Annotated in this window: 18 protein-coding genes; 9 read left to right on the forward strand and 9 right to left on the reverse strand. The window is 47.5% G+C overall.

Annotated elements, in window-relative coordinates:
- The first annotated feature begins 302 nt into the window (after positions 1-302).
- Positions 303-557, forward strand: coding sequence for a YkgJ family cysteine cluster protein (locus L976_RS20160; protein ID WP_011624688.1), 255 nt, complete (start codon positions 303-305; stop codon positions 555-557).
- 21 nt (positions 558-578) lie between these two features.
- On the forward strand, positions 579-1,034 hold the full coding sequence (locus tag L976_RS20165; protein ID WP_037431159.1) for an Rrf2 family transcriptional regulator: 456 nt from the start codon (positions 579-581) through the stop codon (positions 1,032-1,034).
- On the opposite strand, the gene L976_RS20170 is transcribed toward L976_RS20165, so the two are convergent.
- The 4 genes from L976_RS20170 to gpmM are packed head-to-tail and all read right to left on the reverse strand — an operon-like array spanning position 1,009 to position 5,719.
- Positions 1,009-1,764, reverse strand: coding sequence for a divergent polysaccharide deacetylase family protein (locus L976_RS20170; protein ID WP_037431157.1), 756 nt, complete (start codon positions 1,762-1,764; stop codon positions 1,009-1,011). The genes L976_RS20165 and L976_RS20170 overlap by 26 nt on opposite strands.
- Positions 1,765-1,776: 12 nt before the next feature.
- On the reverse strand, positions 1,777-2,982 hold the full coding sequence (locus L976_RS20175; protein ID WP_047539596.1) for a S41 family peptidase: 1,206 nt from the start codon (positions 2,980-2,982) through the stop codon (positions 1,777-1,779).
- Positions 2,983-3,030: 48 nt separating this feature from the next.
- A complete protein-coding gene (locus tag L976_RS20180; RefSeq protein WP_047539598.1) occupies positions 3,031-4,164 on the reverse strand; it encodes a murein hydrolase activator EnvC family protein in 1,134 nt (377 codons plus the stop codon).
- Positions 4,165-4,174: 10 nt separating this feature from the next.
- Positions 4,175-5,719, reverse strand: coding sequence for a 2,3-bisphosphoglycerate-independent phosphoglycerate mutase (gene gpmM / locus L976_RS20185; RefSeq protein ID WP_037431153.1), 1,545 nt, complete (start codon positions 5,717-5,719; stop codon positions 4,175-4,177).
- Between the two features lie 265 nt (positions 5,720-5,984).
- On the opposite strand from gpmM, the gene L976_RS20190 reads away from it, so the two are divergent.
- The 6 genes from L976_RS20190 (at position 5,985) to L976_RS20225 (ending at position 12,232) form a co-directional block, all read left to right on the forward strand.
- Positions 5,985-6,419 (forward strand): rhodanese-like domain-containing protein, encoded by a 435-nt coding sequence (locus L976_RS20190; protein ID WP_037414466.1) that lies wholly within the window; start codon positions 5,985-5,987, stop codon positions 6,417-6,419.
- Positions 6,420-6,679: 260 nt separating this feature from the next.
- Positions 6,680-7,165 carry a protein-export chaperone SecB gene (gene secB / locus L976_RS20195; protein WP_011620882.1) on the forward strand — a complete coding sequence of 162 codons (486 nt, stop codon included), beginning with the start codon at positions 6,680-6,682 and terminating at the stop codon, positions 7,163-7,165.
- A 4-nt stretch (positions 7,166-7,169) separates the two neighbouring features.
- Entirely contained in the window at positions 7,170-8,186 is a 1,017-nt protein-coding gene (gpsA, locus tag L976_RS20200; RefSeq protein WP_011620883.1) for an NAD(P)H-dependent glycerol-3-phosphate dehydrogenase, read from the forward strand.
- Positions 8,187-8,426: 240 nt separating this feature from the next.
- Positions 8,427-9,611: an NAD(P)/FAD-dependent oxidoreductase gene (locus L976_RS20205; RefSeq protein WP_047540791.1), complete on the forward strand. Its 1,185-nt coding sequence runs from the start codon at positions 8,427-8,429 to the stop codon at positions 9,609-9,611.
- 21 nt (positions 9,612-9,632) lie between these two features.
- A complete protein-coding gene (locus L976_RS20210; protein ID WP_047539601.1) occupies positions 9,633-9,953 on the forward strand; it encodes a hypothetical protein in 321 nt (106 codons plus the stop codon).
- 1,199 nt (positions 9,954-11,152) lie between these two features.
- Complete coding sequence (locus L976_RS20225) at positions 11,153-12,232, forward strand: Fic family protein (RefSeq protein ID WP_047539608.1); 1,080 nt, start codon at positions 11,153-11,155, stop codon at positions 12,230-12,232.
- Positions 12,233-12,268: 36 nt separating this feature from the next.
- On the opposite strand, the gene L976_RS20230 is transcribed toward L976_RS20225, so the two are convergent.
- From L976_RS20230 to L976_RS20250, 5 genes are all read right to left on the reverse strand, one after another.
- Positions 12,269-13,630 (reverse strand): TrkH family potassium uptake protein, encoded by a 1,362-nt coding sequence (locus L976_RS20230; RefSeq protein ID WP_047539609.1) that lies wholly within the window; start codon positions 13,628-13,630, stop codon positions 12,269-12,271.
- Between the two features lies 1 nt (position 13,631).
- A complete protein-coding gene (locus L976_RS20235) occupies positions 13,632-14,330 on the reverse strand; it encodes a potassium channel family protein (RefSeq protein WP_047539611.1) in 699 nt (232 codons plus the stop codon).
- Between the two features lie 44 nt (positions 14,331-14,374).
- Entirely contained in the window at positions 14,375-15,064 is a 690-nt protein-coding gene (locus L976_RS20240) for a response regulator transcription factor (RefSeq protein ID WP_047539613.1), read from the reverse strand.
- On the reverse strand, positions 15,065-16,111 hold the full coding sequence (locus tag L976_RS20245) for a sensor histidine kinase (protein ID WP_047539616.1): 1,047 nt from the start codon (positions 16,109-16,111) through the stop codon (positions 15,065-15,067).
- Positions 16,112-16,350: 239 nt separating this feature from the next.
- Positions 16,351-17,277, reverse strand: coding sequence for a pirin family protein (locus tag L976_RS20250; protein WP_047539618.1), 927 nt, complete (start codon positions 17,275-17,277; stop codon positions 16,351-16,353).
- A gap of 134 nt (positions 17,278-17,411) precedes the next feature.
- On the opposite strand from L976_RS20250, the gene L976_RS22970 reads away from it, so the two are divergent.
- A partial coding sequence (locus tag L976_RS22970; protein WP_156143268.1) for a sulfite exporter TauE/SafE family protein occupies positions 17,412-17,849 on the forward strand: 438 nt, incomplete at its 3' end.

Genomic DNA, 17,849 nt, shown 5'->3' on the forward strand with positions numbered 1-17,849 from the left:
AAAGAAATAAGCCTCATCGAAAGATGAGGCTTTTTTCGTTTATTCGCCGGATAAATCTACTCAGACTAACTATCAGCGGTGTTGTACTCTGTCTCATTCTTGTAAGCTATTCTGATACCATCATTTTTATTAAAAGAATTGAGTCGTTTTCGTTATGATAGACGGCTTATTTTTACGGTTGGACTGGTCAGTTTTTCATTTGTGGGTGAGGTGGTTGTGCGCCACTTGGCAGTATTGAACTGTGTTTCTGCCCACAGATAAATTAAACGGTATAATGTTTACCAATTTTTACGAGTAATAAAATGAATTGTCGCCTAGGCTGTGGTGCTTGTTGTATTGCACCTTCAATTAGCAGTGGGATCCCTGGAATGCCAAATGGTAAGGCGGCTGGGGAGCGCTGTGTGCAGCTCAGTGATGATAATTTGTGTTTGATTTTCGGCTCGCCTGATCGTCCTGCGGTTTGTAGTGATTTTGAAGCGTCTTTAGATGTCTGTGGGGATTCTAACGAAGAGGCGCTTTGGTTGATCACAAACCTTGAATCTCAAACATCTCAATAGTTTATTGCTGACAGGTGAATTATGCAGTTAACACGCTATACCGACTTTGGTGTTCGCACGCTGATGTATTTGGCGGTTCAGCCCGATAGAACAACCCTTTTTAGGATCGCAGAGATTACCGAGGTCTTCGATTTGTCACCAAATCATGTCTCGAAAATTGTGCACCACTTAGGCAAGTTAGGTTATCTAGAAACCATACGCGGTAAGATGGGTGGCTTTCGTTTAGGGAAACCAGCGAGCGAGATTAATCTTGGGCAACTCATTCGTGCGTTAGAGAACTCGCTGGCACCGATTGATTGCAGCAAACCTTACTGCCGCTTCACTCCCGCCTGTCAGTTGAAGGGCGTATTAGCCCAAGCGGTTGAGGCGTATTTAAGCGTGCTCGATCAATACAGCTTGGAGGACATTGTAAGCAATCGAAATGAGTTGCTAGCATTGCTGCCAGATATGACTATTTCTGTCTTACAGTTGGATTAGCGCCTTTCTCATGGGCTAGTTCGATGGGCAACAAGCGTGATGTCGGTACTAGCTCAATTCCTTCCGCCTTTAGGCGTGCTAAGTTCGTTTTTAAGAAGTGAATGGTTTCGGGGTAAGGATGCGCGATGGCCACTAAACTGCCTTGCGCGTGAGCCTGACTTATCATCAAGTTAAACTGTTTTTCCAGCGCTGTTGCACTGACATCATTATCCAGAAAGAGTTGGCGTCGTAGCAGTGGCACGCCGAGTAAATCTGCCTTATCTCCCGCCTTAGTGAATTTGGTTGTCATGCTATCGACAAAGTAGAGCTGCTTCTGCTTTAGCGTTTCCATTACCCATAACATAGGATCATCGAGCTGCGTCAGCAGGCTCCCCATATGATTGTTGGCACCTTTAGCGAAGGGCACGCTGGCGATAGCAGCAAGTACACTGCTACGTATCTGTGCTTCGCTCATTTTGTTGGTTAAACCGCCGAGCCCTAAGGCTTTACCATTGAGCGCCTGCATGGGTAAGTGCAGCATAATCTCGTGGCCTTTGGCGTGTGCGGCTTTGGCTAGCTTATTGCTGAGCGGCGTGTGTGGCAGCACCGATAAGGTGACTGCGCTGGGGAGTGAAAGCACGGCTTCGTCGGTGTGACGATAGCCGATATCATCGATGATTAAGGCGATTTGAGCTGCATTGCTTGGCGCAATACTGATAGCCAAAAGGGCCAATATATAAAATAGACGCACTATTTCTTCTTATTAGTCATGATGTTGTATCCAAGAAATAGCGGAAATGACTATGTTATCTTGGCTGACATCGGTTCGTGCTGAGATGGCGTCGATTATAGCCATATTCTTTTGATTGGAGCCAGTTTCGGTTGCAACTTTGATATCTGGCACTATGCCGATAGCGTGGATGTTTTCCCCTTTGGGTGTGTTGTACTGGGCGATAGTGAGCTTGATGGCATTGCCGTCGTTCAGTATGGGGATCAGGCTTTGTACTGTGCCTTTGCCGAAGCTGGTTTCACCGAGCAGCTTGGCGCGACCATTATCTTGTAGTGCTGCGGCGAGGACTTCGGAGGCGGAGGCCGAGCCTTTATTGATCAGCACTAACATTGGCACATTGGTCAGCATGGTTTGGGGGGAGGCGTAATAGTCGGAATTGGCATCGAAGAAGCGGCCTGAGGTAGAGACGATTCGTCCTTTAGCCAGAAACAGGTCGGCAATTTTGATTGCCTGATCCAGCAAGCCGCCGGGATTATTGCGTAAATCTAAAATCAAGCCCGTAAGATGCGCGTTTTGCCACTGGCTTAAACTGCGCACCATATTCTCGGTGGAGTTTTCTTGAAAGCTGCTGAGCCTAATATAGCCGATATTACCATCCAGTAATTTGCTGGCGACAGATTGAATCGTAATAGTGCTTGGTTTGAGTGATACCTCGAACTGGGCGTCATCATTATGGTGCTTCAGTGTGAGGTGAATACTCTGATTGCTGAGGCTATGTTGTTTGATTTGATTGAGGATATCCGCAAGATTGGTTTCGGTGGTTGGCGTGTTATTTAGCTTGATAATGATGTCCCCCGCTTGGATACCTGCCTGTTCGGCGGGCGAGTTCGCAAAGGGCGCGATAATGCTGATATGGTCTTTATCGCTAGCGACCTCAAAACCAAAGCCGAAGTATTCGCCGCGATTGGAATCTTTTAAGTCGAGTAACTCTTGGTGATTTAAAAAGCTGGAATAGGGATCTAAGTGCTCAAAAATCCCTTTAATGGCCGCTTGCACCAGCTCATCTTTGGAAATGGTTTTAACGTAATAGGTTTCGACCGTTTCTAATACATCCTGCAATAGCGGGTAGTCGAAGTCACTCTGATATGATTTGGCATTCTCTTGGCTGGAGAGGCTAATGGACAGGCCTAGGCTTAGGCCGAGTCCAAGGCAGACGATATTGCGTATTAGATGTTTCATAGCCGTCCCCGATGTTGATGGGGACGGCTACCTTAGCAACAGTACTGATTAACGACAGTACTTGGCTGGATCGACCGCTTGCCCCTTATACCTTATTTCAAAGTATAGGCCAGGCTCTGTCTGTCCACCCGAACGTCCGACTAAAGCAATTGCTTCACCGGTTTTGACCATGTCTCCAGGGCTTTTTAACAGGGCCTGCGCATGGCCGTAGAGGCTCATGTAACCTTTACCATGGTCTATCACCATCACCATACCAAAGCCTTTAAGCCAGTCGGCATAGATGACTTTACCGCCAGAAACCGCGCGAATATTTTGTCCTTCGGGCGCAGAGAGCATAGTGCCTTTCCACACCACTTGGCCCGATCTCGGGCTGCCAAAACCAGCAGTAACACGGCCCTTTGTTGGCCATTTGAGTTTACCGCCTTGTTTATCGAAGCCTTCCATCGAAGGATTGTCACGCATGGCCTTAAGTGCTTGCTCAACGACCCGTTTTAAGCTGGCCTCTTCAATTTGCAGTTGTTCGAGTTCGGCACCTTTAGTGTTTAAGGTGCGCTGTAATTCATTGAGGGTTAATTGGCGTTGATCTTGTTCTTGGTTCAAGCGCTTAGATTGCACTTGTTGCTCGGCCATCAACTTAGTTAATTGTTTTTGCTTGCTGGTTTGGGTGACTTTAATCTCATCCAGCTCTGTGATGGTTTGTTTTAACTCATTAATCGATTTCATCCGCGCTTTGTTGAGATATTGGTAATAGGCCAACATCCGCTCAATAGTGGCGGGACTTTGCTGATTCAGCATCATCTTAGTGTAATCGTGGTTACCGGCTAGATAGGCGCTCGCAAGTTGTTTTGAAAGCGTATTTTGCTGGCTCACCTTGAGGGTTTCTAACTCTTCCTGGCGTTGCTTGAGTTCGGCAAGTGTATTATCAATCTGCGTCAAACTGGTTTTGGTGCTATTGACCTTTTTGACTGCCGCCGCAATCGCCTCTTCATCGCTGCGTAGCAGTGCGAGTAACTTTTCCCGCTGCTTACTGGTGTTTTTAAGCGCGCTTTGTTGTTGGTTGATTTGCGCTTGGATGGATTTCAACTCGGACTGACGCTTCTCCAAATCAGAAGCGTAGACCGAGAAAGATAACATCATAAAGCCAGCAATAATGCTGGCTTTAACGGGGAGTCGAGTGCTCACTAGGTAACAACTACTCTTTAACGTGGATTAAGGGCTTACCCGTCATCTCTGCGGGAATGGTTTCACCCATCAGGTGCAGAATCGTTGGGGCGACATCGCTCAGTTTACCGCCTTCATCTATGGTGGCGTCACGGCCAACAAACACAAAGGGCACGAGTTCACTGGTATGCGCCGTATGGGCTTGGCCAGTGGTTTCGTCGGTCATCTGCTCGGCGTTGCCGTGGTCGGCGGTAATAATACATTCGCCGCCCACTTTTGCCAGTGCGTCAACTACGCGGCCTATACAGGCATCGACAGCTTCGCAGGCTTTAACTGCCGCATCGAAGTTGCCAGTATGACCCACCATATCACCGTTAGGGTAGTTACAGATAATCACATCGTATTTAGCGGATTCAATCGCTGCGACTAACTTATCCGTCAGCTCGGTTGAGCTCATCTCAGGTTGTAAGTCGTAGGTTGCCACTTTAGGTGAGTTGATCAGGATACGATCTTCACCGTTGAATGGCTCTTCCTTACCGCCGTTGAAGAAGAAGGTGACATGGGCATATTTTTCAGTTTCGGAGATACGTAACTGAGTACGACCACGATTTTGCAGCACTTCACCTAAGGTATTTACTAGGTTTTCAGAAGGATAAGCAATAGGTGCTTTGATATCAGCCGCGTATTCGGTCAGCGTTACAAAGTTAACCTTTGGCGTCACTGCACGTTCAAAACCGTCGAAATCGGCATTGATAAAGCTGCGGGTGATTTGACGAGCACGGTCGGCGCGGAAGTTCATGAAAATCAGCGCATCGCCATCGTTCAAGCTGGCAACCTTGCCTTCGCTATCGGTAATGGCAGAAGACGACACAAACTCATCATTTTCGTTACGCTCATAAGCGGCTTCTAATGCGGTCACAGCGTTATCGTATTGGAACTTCGCCTTGCCTTGGGTGATCAGGTCGTAAGCCTGAGACACGCGGTCCCAACGGTTATCGCGGTCCATAGCAAAGTAACGACCAATAATCGAGGCGATACGACCATGACCCAATGTAGTAAACAGATCATCAAAGTGGCTTAGGCTGCCTTTGGCGCTGCGAGGTGGGGTATCGCGACCATCTAAGAAGGCATGTAAGTACACTTTAGTGGCACCGCGTGCTACTGCCATGCGGCACATGGCTTCGATATGCTCTTCATGGCTGTGTACGCCACCGGGAGAGAGCAGGCCCATAATGTGCACTGCACCACCAGCTTTTACTGCCGCATCAACGGCATCACAAAGGGCTGGATTTTGTTCAAACTCATGATCTGCAATGGCTTTACTGATACGAGTCAGCTCTTGGTAAACGATTCGGCCAGAACCTAAGTTGATATGGCCTACTTCAGAGTTTCCCATCTGCCCATCGGGCAAGCCTACATCTAAGCCTGAGCCTGAAATTAAACCGTGGGCATATTGGGCGTTGAGACGGTCGAGTACTGGTGTGTTGGCGTGGTAAATCGCATTCATATGCGTATTTTCACGGTAACCCCAGCCATCGAGGATCAACAACGCGATTGGACGTTTAGTTGTCGTCATGGTGATACCTTTAAAGTTTAAGGAAGCTAAAGAAATCTGAAATTGGTTAAATATTACTACGTAAGCGGGGTACGAAAAAGCGCTTTACCTAGATTAAGGTCATCGAATGGCTATTTCAGCGAATTCTGTGAGCGCCAAGAGAAGCGAGATGGCGCAAGGGCTGAGCTGTGTTCTAGAACTGTGACTAAACTGCTGCAATCTGCCAAGGCAATGGGTATACTCTGTGCCCTTATCGAATTTTTCGCCATTTATACGGGCTGTAACCATGCAAGAATATATCGAATTTTTTAAGGCTCACACTATGCTAAGTCTGGCTTGGGTGGGTTTGTTTGTGATGCTTGTGGTCAGTGTGATCAAATCGAGCTTTTCAAAAATCAAAAATGTTACTCATCAAGAACTCACTATTATGGTGAACCGACAAGACGCCAAAGTCGTGGATGTGCGTTCTAATGACGAATTCCGCAAGGGCCATATTGTTGATGCAGTTAACGTTACGCTCGCGGATATCAAAAATAATCAGGTTTCAGCCCTTGAAAAGTTCAAAGGCAGTCCCATTATACTGGTATGCAATGCTGGCATGACCTCGTCTCAAGCGGCTCAGCTTTTAAGTAAACAAGGTTTTGAAAACCTGTATAACTTAAAAGGTGGTATGGGTGAATGGCAGGCAGCGAATATGCCTGTTTCAAAAAGCAAAAGATAAGTTGTCGGCGGCAGTTATGCGCAGTGCTGCATAGTTAATTGATTGTGCAGCCGTAGCGTCATCATTGTTTGGCATACTAATCCTGTGGTCACTAAGGGCTTAAATTAAGTATTTAGATTGACTTCAAAAGTACCCCGTTAAGGGAACGTTGGGACGGTACTGAGATCTCATACAGGCATCAAAGCACAAGCCCGAGCGAAATAGACAAAAAGCCAGCCGGATAAGCGTTGGCATAACATTGATAGGATAGGTAGGAAATTATGGCTGAAGTAGCAAACAACGAACAACAAGCCCCACAATTCAACATCCAACGTGTTTACACCAAAGATGTTTCTTTCGAAACACCTAACAGCCCAGCTGTATTCCAAAAAGAATGGAATCCAGAAGTTAAGTTAGATTTAGACACTCGCAGCGCTAAATTAGCCGATGACGTATACGAAGTAGTTCTGTCTTTGACTGTGACAGCACAAAACGCTGGCGAAACTGCATTCCTGTGTGAAGTACAACAAGCGGGTATCTTCTCAATCGCAGGTCTGACTGAGCCACAACTGGCTCACTCATTAGGCGCATACTGCCCTAACATTCTATTCCCATATGCGCGTGAAGCTGTAGGTAGCTTAGTGGGTCGTGGCACTTTCCCACAACTGAACTTAGCACCAGTAAACTTCGACGCTCTGTTCGCACAATACGTGCAACAACGTCAAGCCGCAGCAGCTGCACCAGCAGCCGAAGAAGCTAACGCTTAATTACATGAAAAACTCTGCCGATATCACGGTGTTAGGGGCGGGCTCTTATGGCACCGCCCTTGCCATCTCTTTAGCCAGCAATGGTCATAAGACCTTGTTGTGGGGGCACGATCCTGCCCATATGCAGACGCTCGCTCAGGACAAATGCAACCAAGCATTCCTGCCTGGTATTGCCTTTCCTGAGTGTTTACATATTGAAGCCGATTTAGCCAAAGCCTTAGCGGCCAGCAATAATGTGCTGGTTGTGGTACCTAGCCATGTGTTTGGCTCTGTATTGGCCCAAGCTAAACCTTTGTTACGCCAAGATGCTCGCATCGTATGGGCGACCAAAGGACTCGAGCCTGAAACCGGACGTTTGCTGCAAGATGTGGCCCGTGATGTGTTAGGCGAGCAATATCCGCTGGCGGTATTGTCAGGACCGACGTTCGCGAAGGAATTAGCCATGGGGTTACCTACGGCGATTTCGGTTGCGGGTACCTGTCCGAAATTTACCGCAGAGCTAGTGGAATTGCTGCACAGCCCTAAACGTTTACGCGTTTATGCTAACGACGACTTTATCGGCCTGCAATTAGGCGGCGCGGTGAAGAACGTTATCGCCATTGGCGCGGGCATGTCCGATGGTATTGGCTTTGGTGCTAATGCCAGAACGGCGTTAATCACCCGTGGTTTAGTCGAGTTAACCCGTTTAGGCGAAGCCTTAGGCGCCAGCACCGCCACCTTTATGGGCATGGCTGGATTAGGCGACCTAGTGTTAACTTGTACCGACAACCAATCCCGTAACCGCCGCTTTGGGTTAGCCTTAGGTAAAGGCTGCGATGTGGATACCGCCCAAGCCGAAATCGGCCAAGTGGTTGAAGGTTATCGCAATACTAAAGAAGTGTTTACTCTGGCGAAACGCATGGGTGTCGAAATGCCGATCACCGAGCAAATCTACCAAGTGTTATACCAAGGCAAAGCGCCCTTGGATGCCGCCAAAGAACTGCTCAGCAGAGAAAAGAAATCAGAAACGCCAGCGCAATAAAGCGCAAGCCGTGATGATGCTGAATAAAATAAAGGGTGCTAAAATAGCGCCCTTTTTTATGTCCGATCGCTATTGCCTTAATGTTACCGGCAGCAGTCGGGCATTGGCTGTATCCATTAAGTGTGGATGCTTAATGCGGAATATCTACCCCAATATCAAAGACCAATAGCGTAACTCAGTCTTTGAACTATTTGGGGTGATAGGCAATAGCTAAATCAATTTATCGACTGGAGTATGAGTGTGAAACATCATGATGTAATTATTATCGGAGCCGGCGCCGCAGGATTAATGTGTGCTGCAACAGCGGGTTACCGAGGTCGTGATGTACTGGTACTCGATAATGCCAAGCAGGCAGGGCGTAAAATCCTGATCAGCGGTGGCGGCCGTTGTAACTTTACCAACCTGAAAGTCGAACCCGCCAACTTTATCTGTGGCAACCCACACTTTGTCAAATCCGCATTGGCGCGTTATCCATCGCAGCAGTTTATTGAACTGGTTGAGCGCCACGGCATTGAATACCACGAGCGCGACCATGGTCAGCTGTTCTGTAATGACTCGGCCAAAGAGATAGTCACTATGCTGCTGACCGAATGTGAATGGGCGGGCGTGAGCATTAAGTTGCGTACCGATATTCTGGCGGTGAGCAAAACCGAGGCTGGCCGCTTTGAGCTAAACACCTCAAATGGCGAGTTAAGTTGCGACTCCTTAGTGATCGCCACCGGCGGTTTATCCATGCCAAAACTTGGCGCCACGCCTTACGGCTATCAATTGGCCGAGCAGTTTGGGCTTAAGGTGTTGCCAACTCACGCGGGTCTGGTGCCTTTTACTTGGCACAGCGAAGATAAAATTCGCTTCGAACCGCTGTCGGGCATTGCCGTACCGAGCCGTATTACCGCCAAAGATGGTACCGCCTTTAGCGAAGCCTTGCTCTTTACCCACAGAGGCTTATCTGGCCCCGCTATTTTGCAGATTTCCAACTATTGGAAAGCTGGCGAAACCATAGAAATCAATCTATTACCCAATATGGATGCCGCGCAGGCTTTAGAGCAACAACTGGCCGCACATCCTAAACAGAGTCTGCGTAATACCTTAAGTCAGTGGTTACCTAAGCGGCTGGTGGAGGTGTTATTCGATGAGGCTTTACTCAACAAAGCCTTAAATCAGCTTGTTCATGCAGAGCGCGCCAAGTTAGTCGACGATCTGCACCGCTGGACAGTCTTAATGAATGGCACCGAAGGTTATCGCACCGCCGAAGTCACTCTCGGCGGCGTGGATACCCATGAACTGTCCTCCAAAACCATGGAAGCCATAAAAGTCCCCGGCCTGTTTTTTATCGGCGAAGTGATGGATGTCAGCGGTTGGTTAGGCGGCTTTAACTTCCAATGGGCCTGGGCATCTGGTGTGGCGGCTGGACAAGCGGTTTAGTCTGTTTGGGAACAATAAAGTTTGAAGAAATATTTAGAAAAATTAAATGAACTAGAAATCGCTTGTCATAACAATTTTGAGGATGATTCAGATGAACATTGGGTTGATGAAGAATACGTCCGTATAAGAGCTGATGCTCTCAAGTTGCTAAGTAGCGCAAGCAAAGAGTTAGAAGTGAATGAACTTACTAGTTTTAGATTGAAAATAGTAAAGTTCTTTTGTGCCAATATGGGATGTCATTTAGATATTAAAGTGCTTGAATCTGAAGATGCAAATGTACTGTCGCATAATGAGATCGAATTAATATTGGGAAATTCTCAGTTAGCGCGGTGGAATACGTAAATTTAAGTTTGTTTTCTGCACATAACAATTCAAGGAAGTTGGCGTTGTATACATTGTCACTATTTCCCCTGTGACACGCCGCCCTTTTATTTTACAAGAAGTATCCCTATAGGCTCGACGGCGGCATACATGCCGCCAACGGTCAAAGTTACGACAATGGCAATCGTAACTATCTAAGCTATTATCTCGATTCTTTACCTCGAATGCAGCCTTGCTACTTTTCTTGTTACTTATTCAAGTCATTCTAGCCAGATGTGTTGTCGGAAAATCGAAAGTGAATTATGTTATTGCTTTACTTTGGGTGACTCTATTTTTTAGGTAAGATTATGGAACTAACTGATCCGAACTACGTATTAGATTTGTTCAAAAAACTAATAATGAGTGTTTTTGAAGAAATGAGAAACCCAACAAACTCTTTTGACTTAAACGAAAAAAATTATAAACGGAATATTGGATTAATAGCTCAGATCGACGTATCTAATATTTATTTACGTTTATCTTCTATTTTGACCAAATCAATGAATTAAAAAATCGTGTTGCTTTAGAAAATGAATTTCAAATTAGTCAATTTAATTATGAGACGATGCTAAGGCAGTTTTGTGATGATTACCATGATGTCGTAAATGTTGCTGCATCCATAAAAAGTAGTTTAGACCAAAGGTCTGGTTTGCTCGGTCTATTCAAAGGCTACAATAATCCGATTGAAACCATATTGAGTGGGAAAAGCTACCAATTGAACTTTCAGCAATTGCGTAACAAATTTTCTTATCATGCAGCAGTTCTTCGGCAGTCAGAAAAGAAAACGATAGATACTATCGCAAAAGATTTGGACGAATTTATGCTTAACTTTACTTGAGGCTGAAAAACTGGACACTCATCCTTAATAGCACTTAAGTCAGCCTCCTATTATGCTTGGTTTGGTTAAGCATTAAACAAGGAGGTTTGTATGCCGCTTCTTCGCAGAACTCTGAAAAGCCTCGAGTTCATTCTTGTATATCAGTTGGTTAGCTGTGTTGTGCTGCGTGACTCTTTTGCGGTAATCCTACCATTTTTTAACATTCTTGCCATTGAGTCTAACTAGTTAGGTGTAATGTATAGAAAACTTGAAAAACTATACATGTTTTCTCTGTCATGTATAATTTTTGAGGAAAACTATACATATTGAATCTCTTCAGTATAAAAAAGAGTGGAATTTATCTATGTTAGACTCACTGGCTTTGCTTCCTCTTCCTAACATTGAACTGTGGGAAACCCGTTCGGTACTCAAAAAAACTGCCGAAGCACATCGCTACTTGGCAGAGCTTAAAGGTGTCGCAGCCAGCATTCCCAATGAAGCTATTTTAATCAATACGTTAGCTCTGCAAGAGGCAAAAGATAGTTCTGAAGTTGAGAATATCGTCACTACGCACGATGAGCTTTATAAGGCCAATTTATTTGAAGAGGCCATTACTAACCCTGCTACCAAAGAAGTCCAAGATTATGCTTTTGCTTTAAAGCAAGGGTTTCATATTGCGCGGCAAAACAAATTGATCCGCCTCAGCGATATTCTTGCGATACAACAAAATCTAGAGCACAACAATGCGGGACTGCGGAAGTTACCGGGCACGGAGCTTAAGAATACGCGGACTGGGGAAGTGATCTATACACCACCACAGCATGCAGATGATATTGCTGAGCTTATGGAAAATCTGATTCTGTTTATCAACGATGACGAGCAATGTGATGCCGATCCGTTGGTAAAAATGGCAATTATTCATCATCAATTTGAAAGTATTCACCCCTTCTATGACGGTAATGGTCGAACTGGTCGTATATTGAATATTTTGTACTTGGTTATTAAAGATTTACTTAACCTGCCTGTTCTGTATTTAAGCCGTTATATTATTCAGCATAAGCCTGATTATTATGCGAAATTGCAGGCGGTAAGAGATTCGGGGAATTGGGAGCCGTGGCTGCTATTTATGCTTGATGGCATTATCGACACAGCACAAAATACCATTTCGCTGATCACCGAAATGAAAACCTTGATGACTGATGTCAAACAAGGTATCCGTGAGCAGCTTCCAAAAGTCTATAGCCAAGATTTACTCAACAATTTGTTTAATCATCCCTATACCAAGATTGACTTTCTAATCGAAGAATTGGGTGTGACACGCATTACCGCCACGAAATATTTAGAGCAGCTGGTCGAGCACGGTTTCTTAACGAAACAAAAAGTGGGGCGTGCTAATTATTACATTAATGCCCCACTGTGTCGGTTGTTGATCGCTCATAGCTAAGCGAATTATTTTTTACGGTGCGCCTTAGTGTTTTCCTTACCCAATCGCTAATTTAGTTTCTGCATAGCGCAGCTTTTTTACCCTTGGGTTGGCAAGGAAGTAGGCCAACATCAGTGGGCCGAGGCGTCCCATAAACATCATAAAGATAATAATTCCTTGGCCTGCACTGGATAAATTGCCTGTTAATCCGCGGGATAGCCCGACGGTGCCGAGGGCGGATACGGCTTCGAAGGCGATATCCATCATTGGGGCGTTTTCGGTGATCACTAGGGCGAATATTGCCAGCCAAGTGACGCCGATGGAGATCATCGTCAGGGCGAGCGCCTTGCTAATGGTGTCTTTGGGGATTTCGCGCTTAAACACATACACGGCTTCATCGCGGCGTAAATAGCCGTAGGTGGCGAGGATTAACACCATAAAGGTCACCACCTTAATGCCGCTGGCGGTACTGAGGGAGCCGCCGCCGATAAACATCAGCACTAAAATCAATAGGGTGGAACCATCCTCGAGTTGGTCTATGGGCAAGGTGTTAAAGCCTGCGGTGCGCGGGGTTACGGCCTGAAACCAAGAGGCCAACCATTTGCCGAGCTCGCTTAAGGGCGCGAGGGTGTTGGGGTTGTTGTACTCAATTAGGTAAATGGCTATCACAGCCACGGCATTGATCAGTATGGTGCCAGTAATCATCATGCGGCTGTAGACGGTGAGTTTCGACCAACGTTTATTGCGCTTGAGGTCAATCCACACCGAAAACCCAAGGCCGCCCACAATAAATAAACCTGTAATAGTGAGGTTAACGACTGGGTCGGCCACATAGGGGATTAAGCTATCTGGGCTTAGGGCAAAACCCGCGTTATTAAAGGCGCTAATGGTATAAAAGAAGCCATGAAATAAGCTGGTTTGCCAGCCCAGCTCGCCGCTCCAGTAGACGGATAAAATCAACATGCCCACAGCTTCAACCAATAGCGAAAACACCAGCACGGCCTTAGCGGTCGAGACTAAAGTTGAGGTATCGGTTTGATTAAACGCTTCTTTCGCCACCGTTTGCTGCAAGAAACCTATCTTACCGCCCAGCGCTATCAGTGTGACTATGGCAAAGGTCATTAGACCTAGCCCGCCGCATTGAATGAGCAGCGCGATAATCACTTGGCCAAAGGGCGTGAACACACTGCCAGTATCGACGACCACAAGCCCTGTGACCGTCACCGCCGAGGTCACGGTAAAGAGGCTTTGCAGCCAAGTAATGGGCGACTCGGTGGCGATAGGCAGTTTAAGCAAGCAAGTGCCAAGTAAGATCAGCAGAGCAAAACTGACACTTAAGATAAAAGGCGGCGCGCCAAAGAGTTTTTTACTGCTTTTAGGTGTGTGCTCTAGGGTGAGCGAAGGATGCCATTGAACCACGTTACACCAACCTTGGTGCGAGCTGTTTTAACTCGGCACGGCTACCGCAGAGGAATAGGGCATCGTCAGTGTGCAGGCTAAAGTCGCTATCAATCTTGCTAAATACGCTCTGCCCGCGCTTAATCATCAGCGGCGCGACTTTGCCCTTAGGGCTGCGTTGCACATTGGTTTGCTCATCGGTGTTTTTCTCTTGTAGGCTACCTAGCAGTTGGCCAACAGTGGTGTGATGCAACTGGGCTTTAATATGAATTTCAACAATATAAAGCCCATCTCCTATGGCGAGAAAGTTATTTACCATAGGGTAGTTTAGCGACTGGGCGACGCGGATCCCCATATCTTCCTCGGGGTGAATAATCCGCGCGACATCGAGTTTAGACAATATGGTGTGGTGCGCTTTATTGCTGGCTTTAACCCAAATATTTTGCACGCCGAGATTTTTCAGGGCTAGGGTGCAGAGCAAGCTCGATTGCATATCAAAACCGATAGCGACAATCACGACTTCACTACTGGCAAGATCGAGTTCCCGCAGCGACGCCTCATCGGCGCAGTCACAAATCACCGCTTCAGTAAGACTTTCTACATATTTTTCAACAGCTTTGTGGTCATTGTCGACACCCGTAACCGTATGACCTAAGTGGATCAATTCTCTGCTTACAGCAACGCCGAAGCGGCCTAATCCGATGACAGTAAAATGTGCCATTTCATATCCTTTTGTGGTTGAGCTAAAGAGTGAGGCGAGCTGGCCTAGGGCGGGCCGAGGTCGGTGAGTCGATACCCTAAACCGGGCTCGGTTTTGATCAGTTGTTGTTCGTCGCTGTCGTTGAGCTTTTTACGCAGTTGGCGGACTAAAATCCGCAGATAGTGACTATCTTCTTGGTGAGTTTCGCCCCAGATATTGCGCAGCAGTTCGCTCTGTTTCAGCAATTGCCCCGGGTGGGACATTAACTGAACCAGTAGGGCAAACTCTTTTTTGGTGAGGGCGATTTCCTGTTGGTTGAGCCAGCATTGATGGCTGCTCTTTTGTAGAGTGAGCGGGCCAAATTGCAAAATATCGATGGTGCTTGAGGTGTCCACAAGATCACGAACCAACACCTTAATACGTACGATTAATTCCCTGATGCCAAAGGGTTTACTTAGATAGTCGTTAGCGCCTGCCTCGAGTAGGCGGATTTTTTCTTCCTCCTGATCGCGGGCGGTTAAAACCAGCACAGGGGTTTTATCCTGCTGGCGCAGCGCATGGAGTAATTCGATGCCATCGCCATCGGGCAGGCCGAGGTCGAGCACGATAAGGTGTGGCTGATGGTTGCGGTACTGTTTGAGCGCCGTGGCTATGCTAGTGGCGCTTACGTATTCAAAGCCTTCCGCCTCGAGTGAGATCCGCATAAAGGTATGGATTTGTGACTCGTCATCGACCACTAACACCTTGTAAGCCATTTATGCACTTTCCTTCGTTATCGGTAACGCGATGCGGATCAGGCTGCCTTGAGCAACATTTTCGGCACTAATACGCCCGTTATGGGCAGTAATAATCCCTTTGGCGACAGGCAGACCCAATCCTGCGCCGCCATCGGTAGAGGGATGTTGGCGGTAAAACAGTTCGAAAATCGCCTCCTTTTGAGATGGCGCAATGCCTTGTCCTAGGTCTTGAATATCGATACGCAGCATATCTTGGTGGCGATAGAGGCTTACGATCACAGGCTGGTTGGTGGGGGAATAATACAGGGCATTATCGAGCACATTAAAAATCGCCTGTTCAATCAAAGAGCTACAAATCATTAATGGTGGTAGCTCTGGCTCAGTATGAATTTTGATCCGCGGTTGCTCGGTTTGAAAGCGAGCGATAGTGCGCTGTAGCACTTCGCGTAGATTGGCTTCATCTAGGCTAAATTTGAGCGCGCCATGTTGTAACTTGGTCGCCTGCAAAAGATTTTCGATATATTGGTGCAGGCGATGACTCTCGGCGGCGGCCGAGTCGATAAGCTCCTCGGTTTGCTCTGGGTTGAGCTTGGCTTGGTATTCCTTCAGCGTGGTTAAGGTACCGATGATGGTCGCTAGCGGCGTGCGTAAATCGTGGGAGACCGAGAGCAAAATGCTGTTTCTGAGCTGCGCCTGTTCGAGTGCATGCTGCTGGCGGCGGTAATGTTCGGCCAATTTGCTGCTAGTGAGGGCGACCAGCAAAAACACGCTTAGATTGACTATGTCTTCGACGTTGAACATCTGTAACGAATAGCGCGGCGTGGTAAATAAAAAATTAAAGCTTACAGCGCCAAACACGGCCACAAAGTAGGCGTAGTTAGCACTGCATTGCAGGGCCACGACGACCACGGCTAACTGCAGGATAAGCAGTACGGCAATGGCCGAGCCTGAAAATACATCAATAAAATAGCTAGTTATCAGTACGATCACTAACAATATGGCGGTAAATAACGCGGGATGCGAGCGCCAGAATTGGTTGATGGATACTGTGTTTGCAAAAGTCATAACGGCTAAGGCGTTGCGGAAATTAAGGGTACTTTAGCAAAGGCCTGTGGGTATAGCGCGTAAAAAATCCGTAAAATTTTCTGGGGTTTGGCGTGTGGTTTTGTCTGGCATTTATATCAGGCTGGTGGTTTTGCTCGCCGCCTTGCATCAGATAAGGGCTGCAATACCGCCATTAAGCGAGGCTATCTAGCTCGATTGCCTCGCGTTAACGCGTTAACGGCAGGGATTAATGACCGAGATTACCAAGGGATGGGCGGCGGCATTAAGCGTTTGCCGTTATAACCCGGCACTGTGGCAAAACGTGGGGACTTGGCCTCCCAATCGGCTTGGGCGCTGGCAATATCTTCCTTACTGTGGCCGACAAAATTCCACCAAATACTGACGGTGTCGGCGAGGGGCGCGCCGCCAATCAGCAGTAAACGTGCGCCAGGGTGAAGGTCGAGCGTCACACTCTCGCGTAGCATGCCAAGGTAAGCGAGGTTATTGTTATCAAAGGCCTCGTCGTCGATATCGAATCGGCCCTCGAGTGGCATTAGGCCATATTCAAATCGCGGATCCAGCCTGAGTGTCAGTTGAGTGGCCTCTGCTGCGAAGATATCAAGCGCGACGACCGGCGAAAAGTGCAGTGTGGGCGCCTGTTTATCCTTCCACGAGCCAATCAATAGGGTGAATTCGGCGCCCGCCTCCTGCCAAGTGGGCAGCTGGGGATAATGGTCGAACCTCGGAGCTGTGTCTTTGTGTTCCAGCGGCAGCGCAATCCATAGCTGTACCGCATGCATAGTGCGATGACCTTCGACGGACTCTTCGGTGTGGGCTATGCCATGGCCCGCGGTCATCAGGTTTACTTGCCTCGGGCGGATCACTTGGGCGCTACCTAGGCTGTCCCTGTGCATGATTTCCCCCTCCAGCATCCAAGTGAAGGTCTGTAGGCCGATATGGGGATGCTCGCCCACATTCATTAAGGGGCCGTCGGTGACAGGACCAATATGATCCAGAAAACACCAAGGGCCTATGAGTCGACGCGGTTTTTGCGGAATAGCCCGCGCTACGGGTATCCCGCCTACATCACCGATTTTGGAGGCTATATGTTGGATTTGGATCCGCCCATCTTCGACGGGGCATTCCCTTGGGCCGCCGTAAAACGGCGACGTTTGCATTTGACTCATATTGACTCCTTATCTTCATTTAGACACGGATAGATTTAACATTTATGCTGGTGCAGCGAGGCGATGTTTCGCCCTCAAGGTCTGTTACTCGGTGCTCGACCTTAATGACTTTAACGCAATATTGGGAATCAGGGATGTTAACAGACCCTCTTTTTTGGCTGGTGGCGATTCCTGCGGTGTTGATCACTGGGATCTCTAAATCGGGTTTTGCCGGCGGCGTCGGTGGTTTGACTGTGCCCCTGCTAGCGCTGGCCATAAGCCCGGCAACCGCGGCGGCAATCATGTTACCTTTGCTGATTTATATGGATTTTTTAAGTGTTCGTTCGTGGTGGGGCCAACATAATCCACGCCAATTATGGATCCTTTTACCCGCGGCGATTGTGGGCATAGGCATAGCCTATTGGCTGTTCGACCGATTAAACGAAGATTACTTACGGGCTATTTTAGGCTGTGTATCCTTAGGGTTTGGTCTTTATGGCTTGGTTTTAGGGGATAAAACCCAAGCAACGCCTTCGCCACTCGTGGGGCGGCTCTGCGGCTTGACCGCAGGTTTTACCAGCTTTGTGGCCCAT

Origin of the sequence: Shewanella sp. ZOR0012 (genome assembly GCF_000798835.1) — a bacterium.
Taxonomy (GTDB): domain Bacteria; phylum Pseudomonadota; class Gammaproteobacteria; order Enterobacterales; family Shewanellaceae; genus Shewanella; species Shewanella xiamenensis.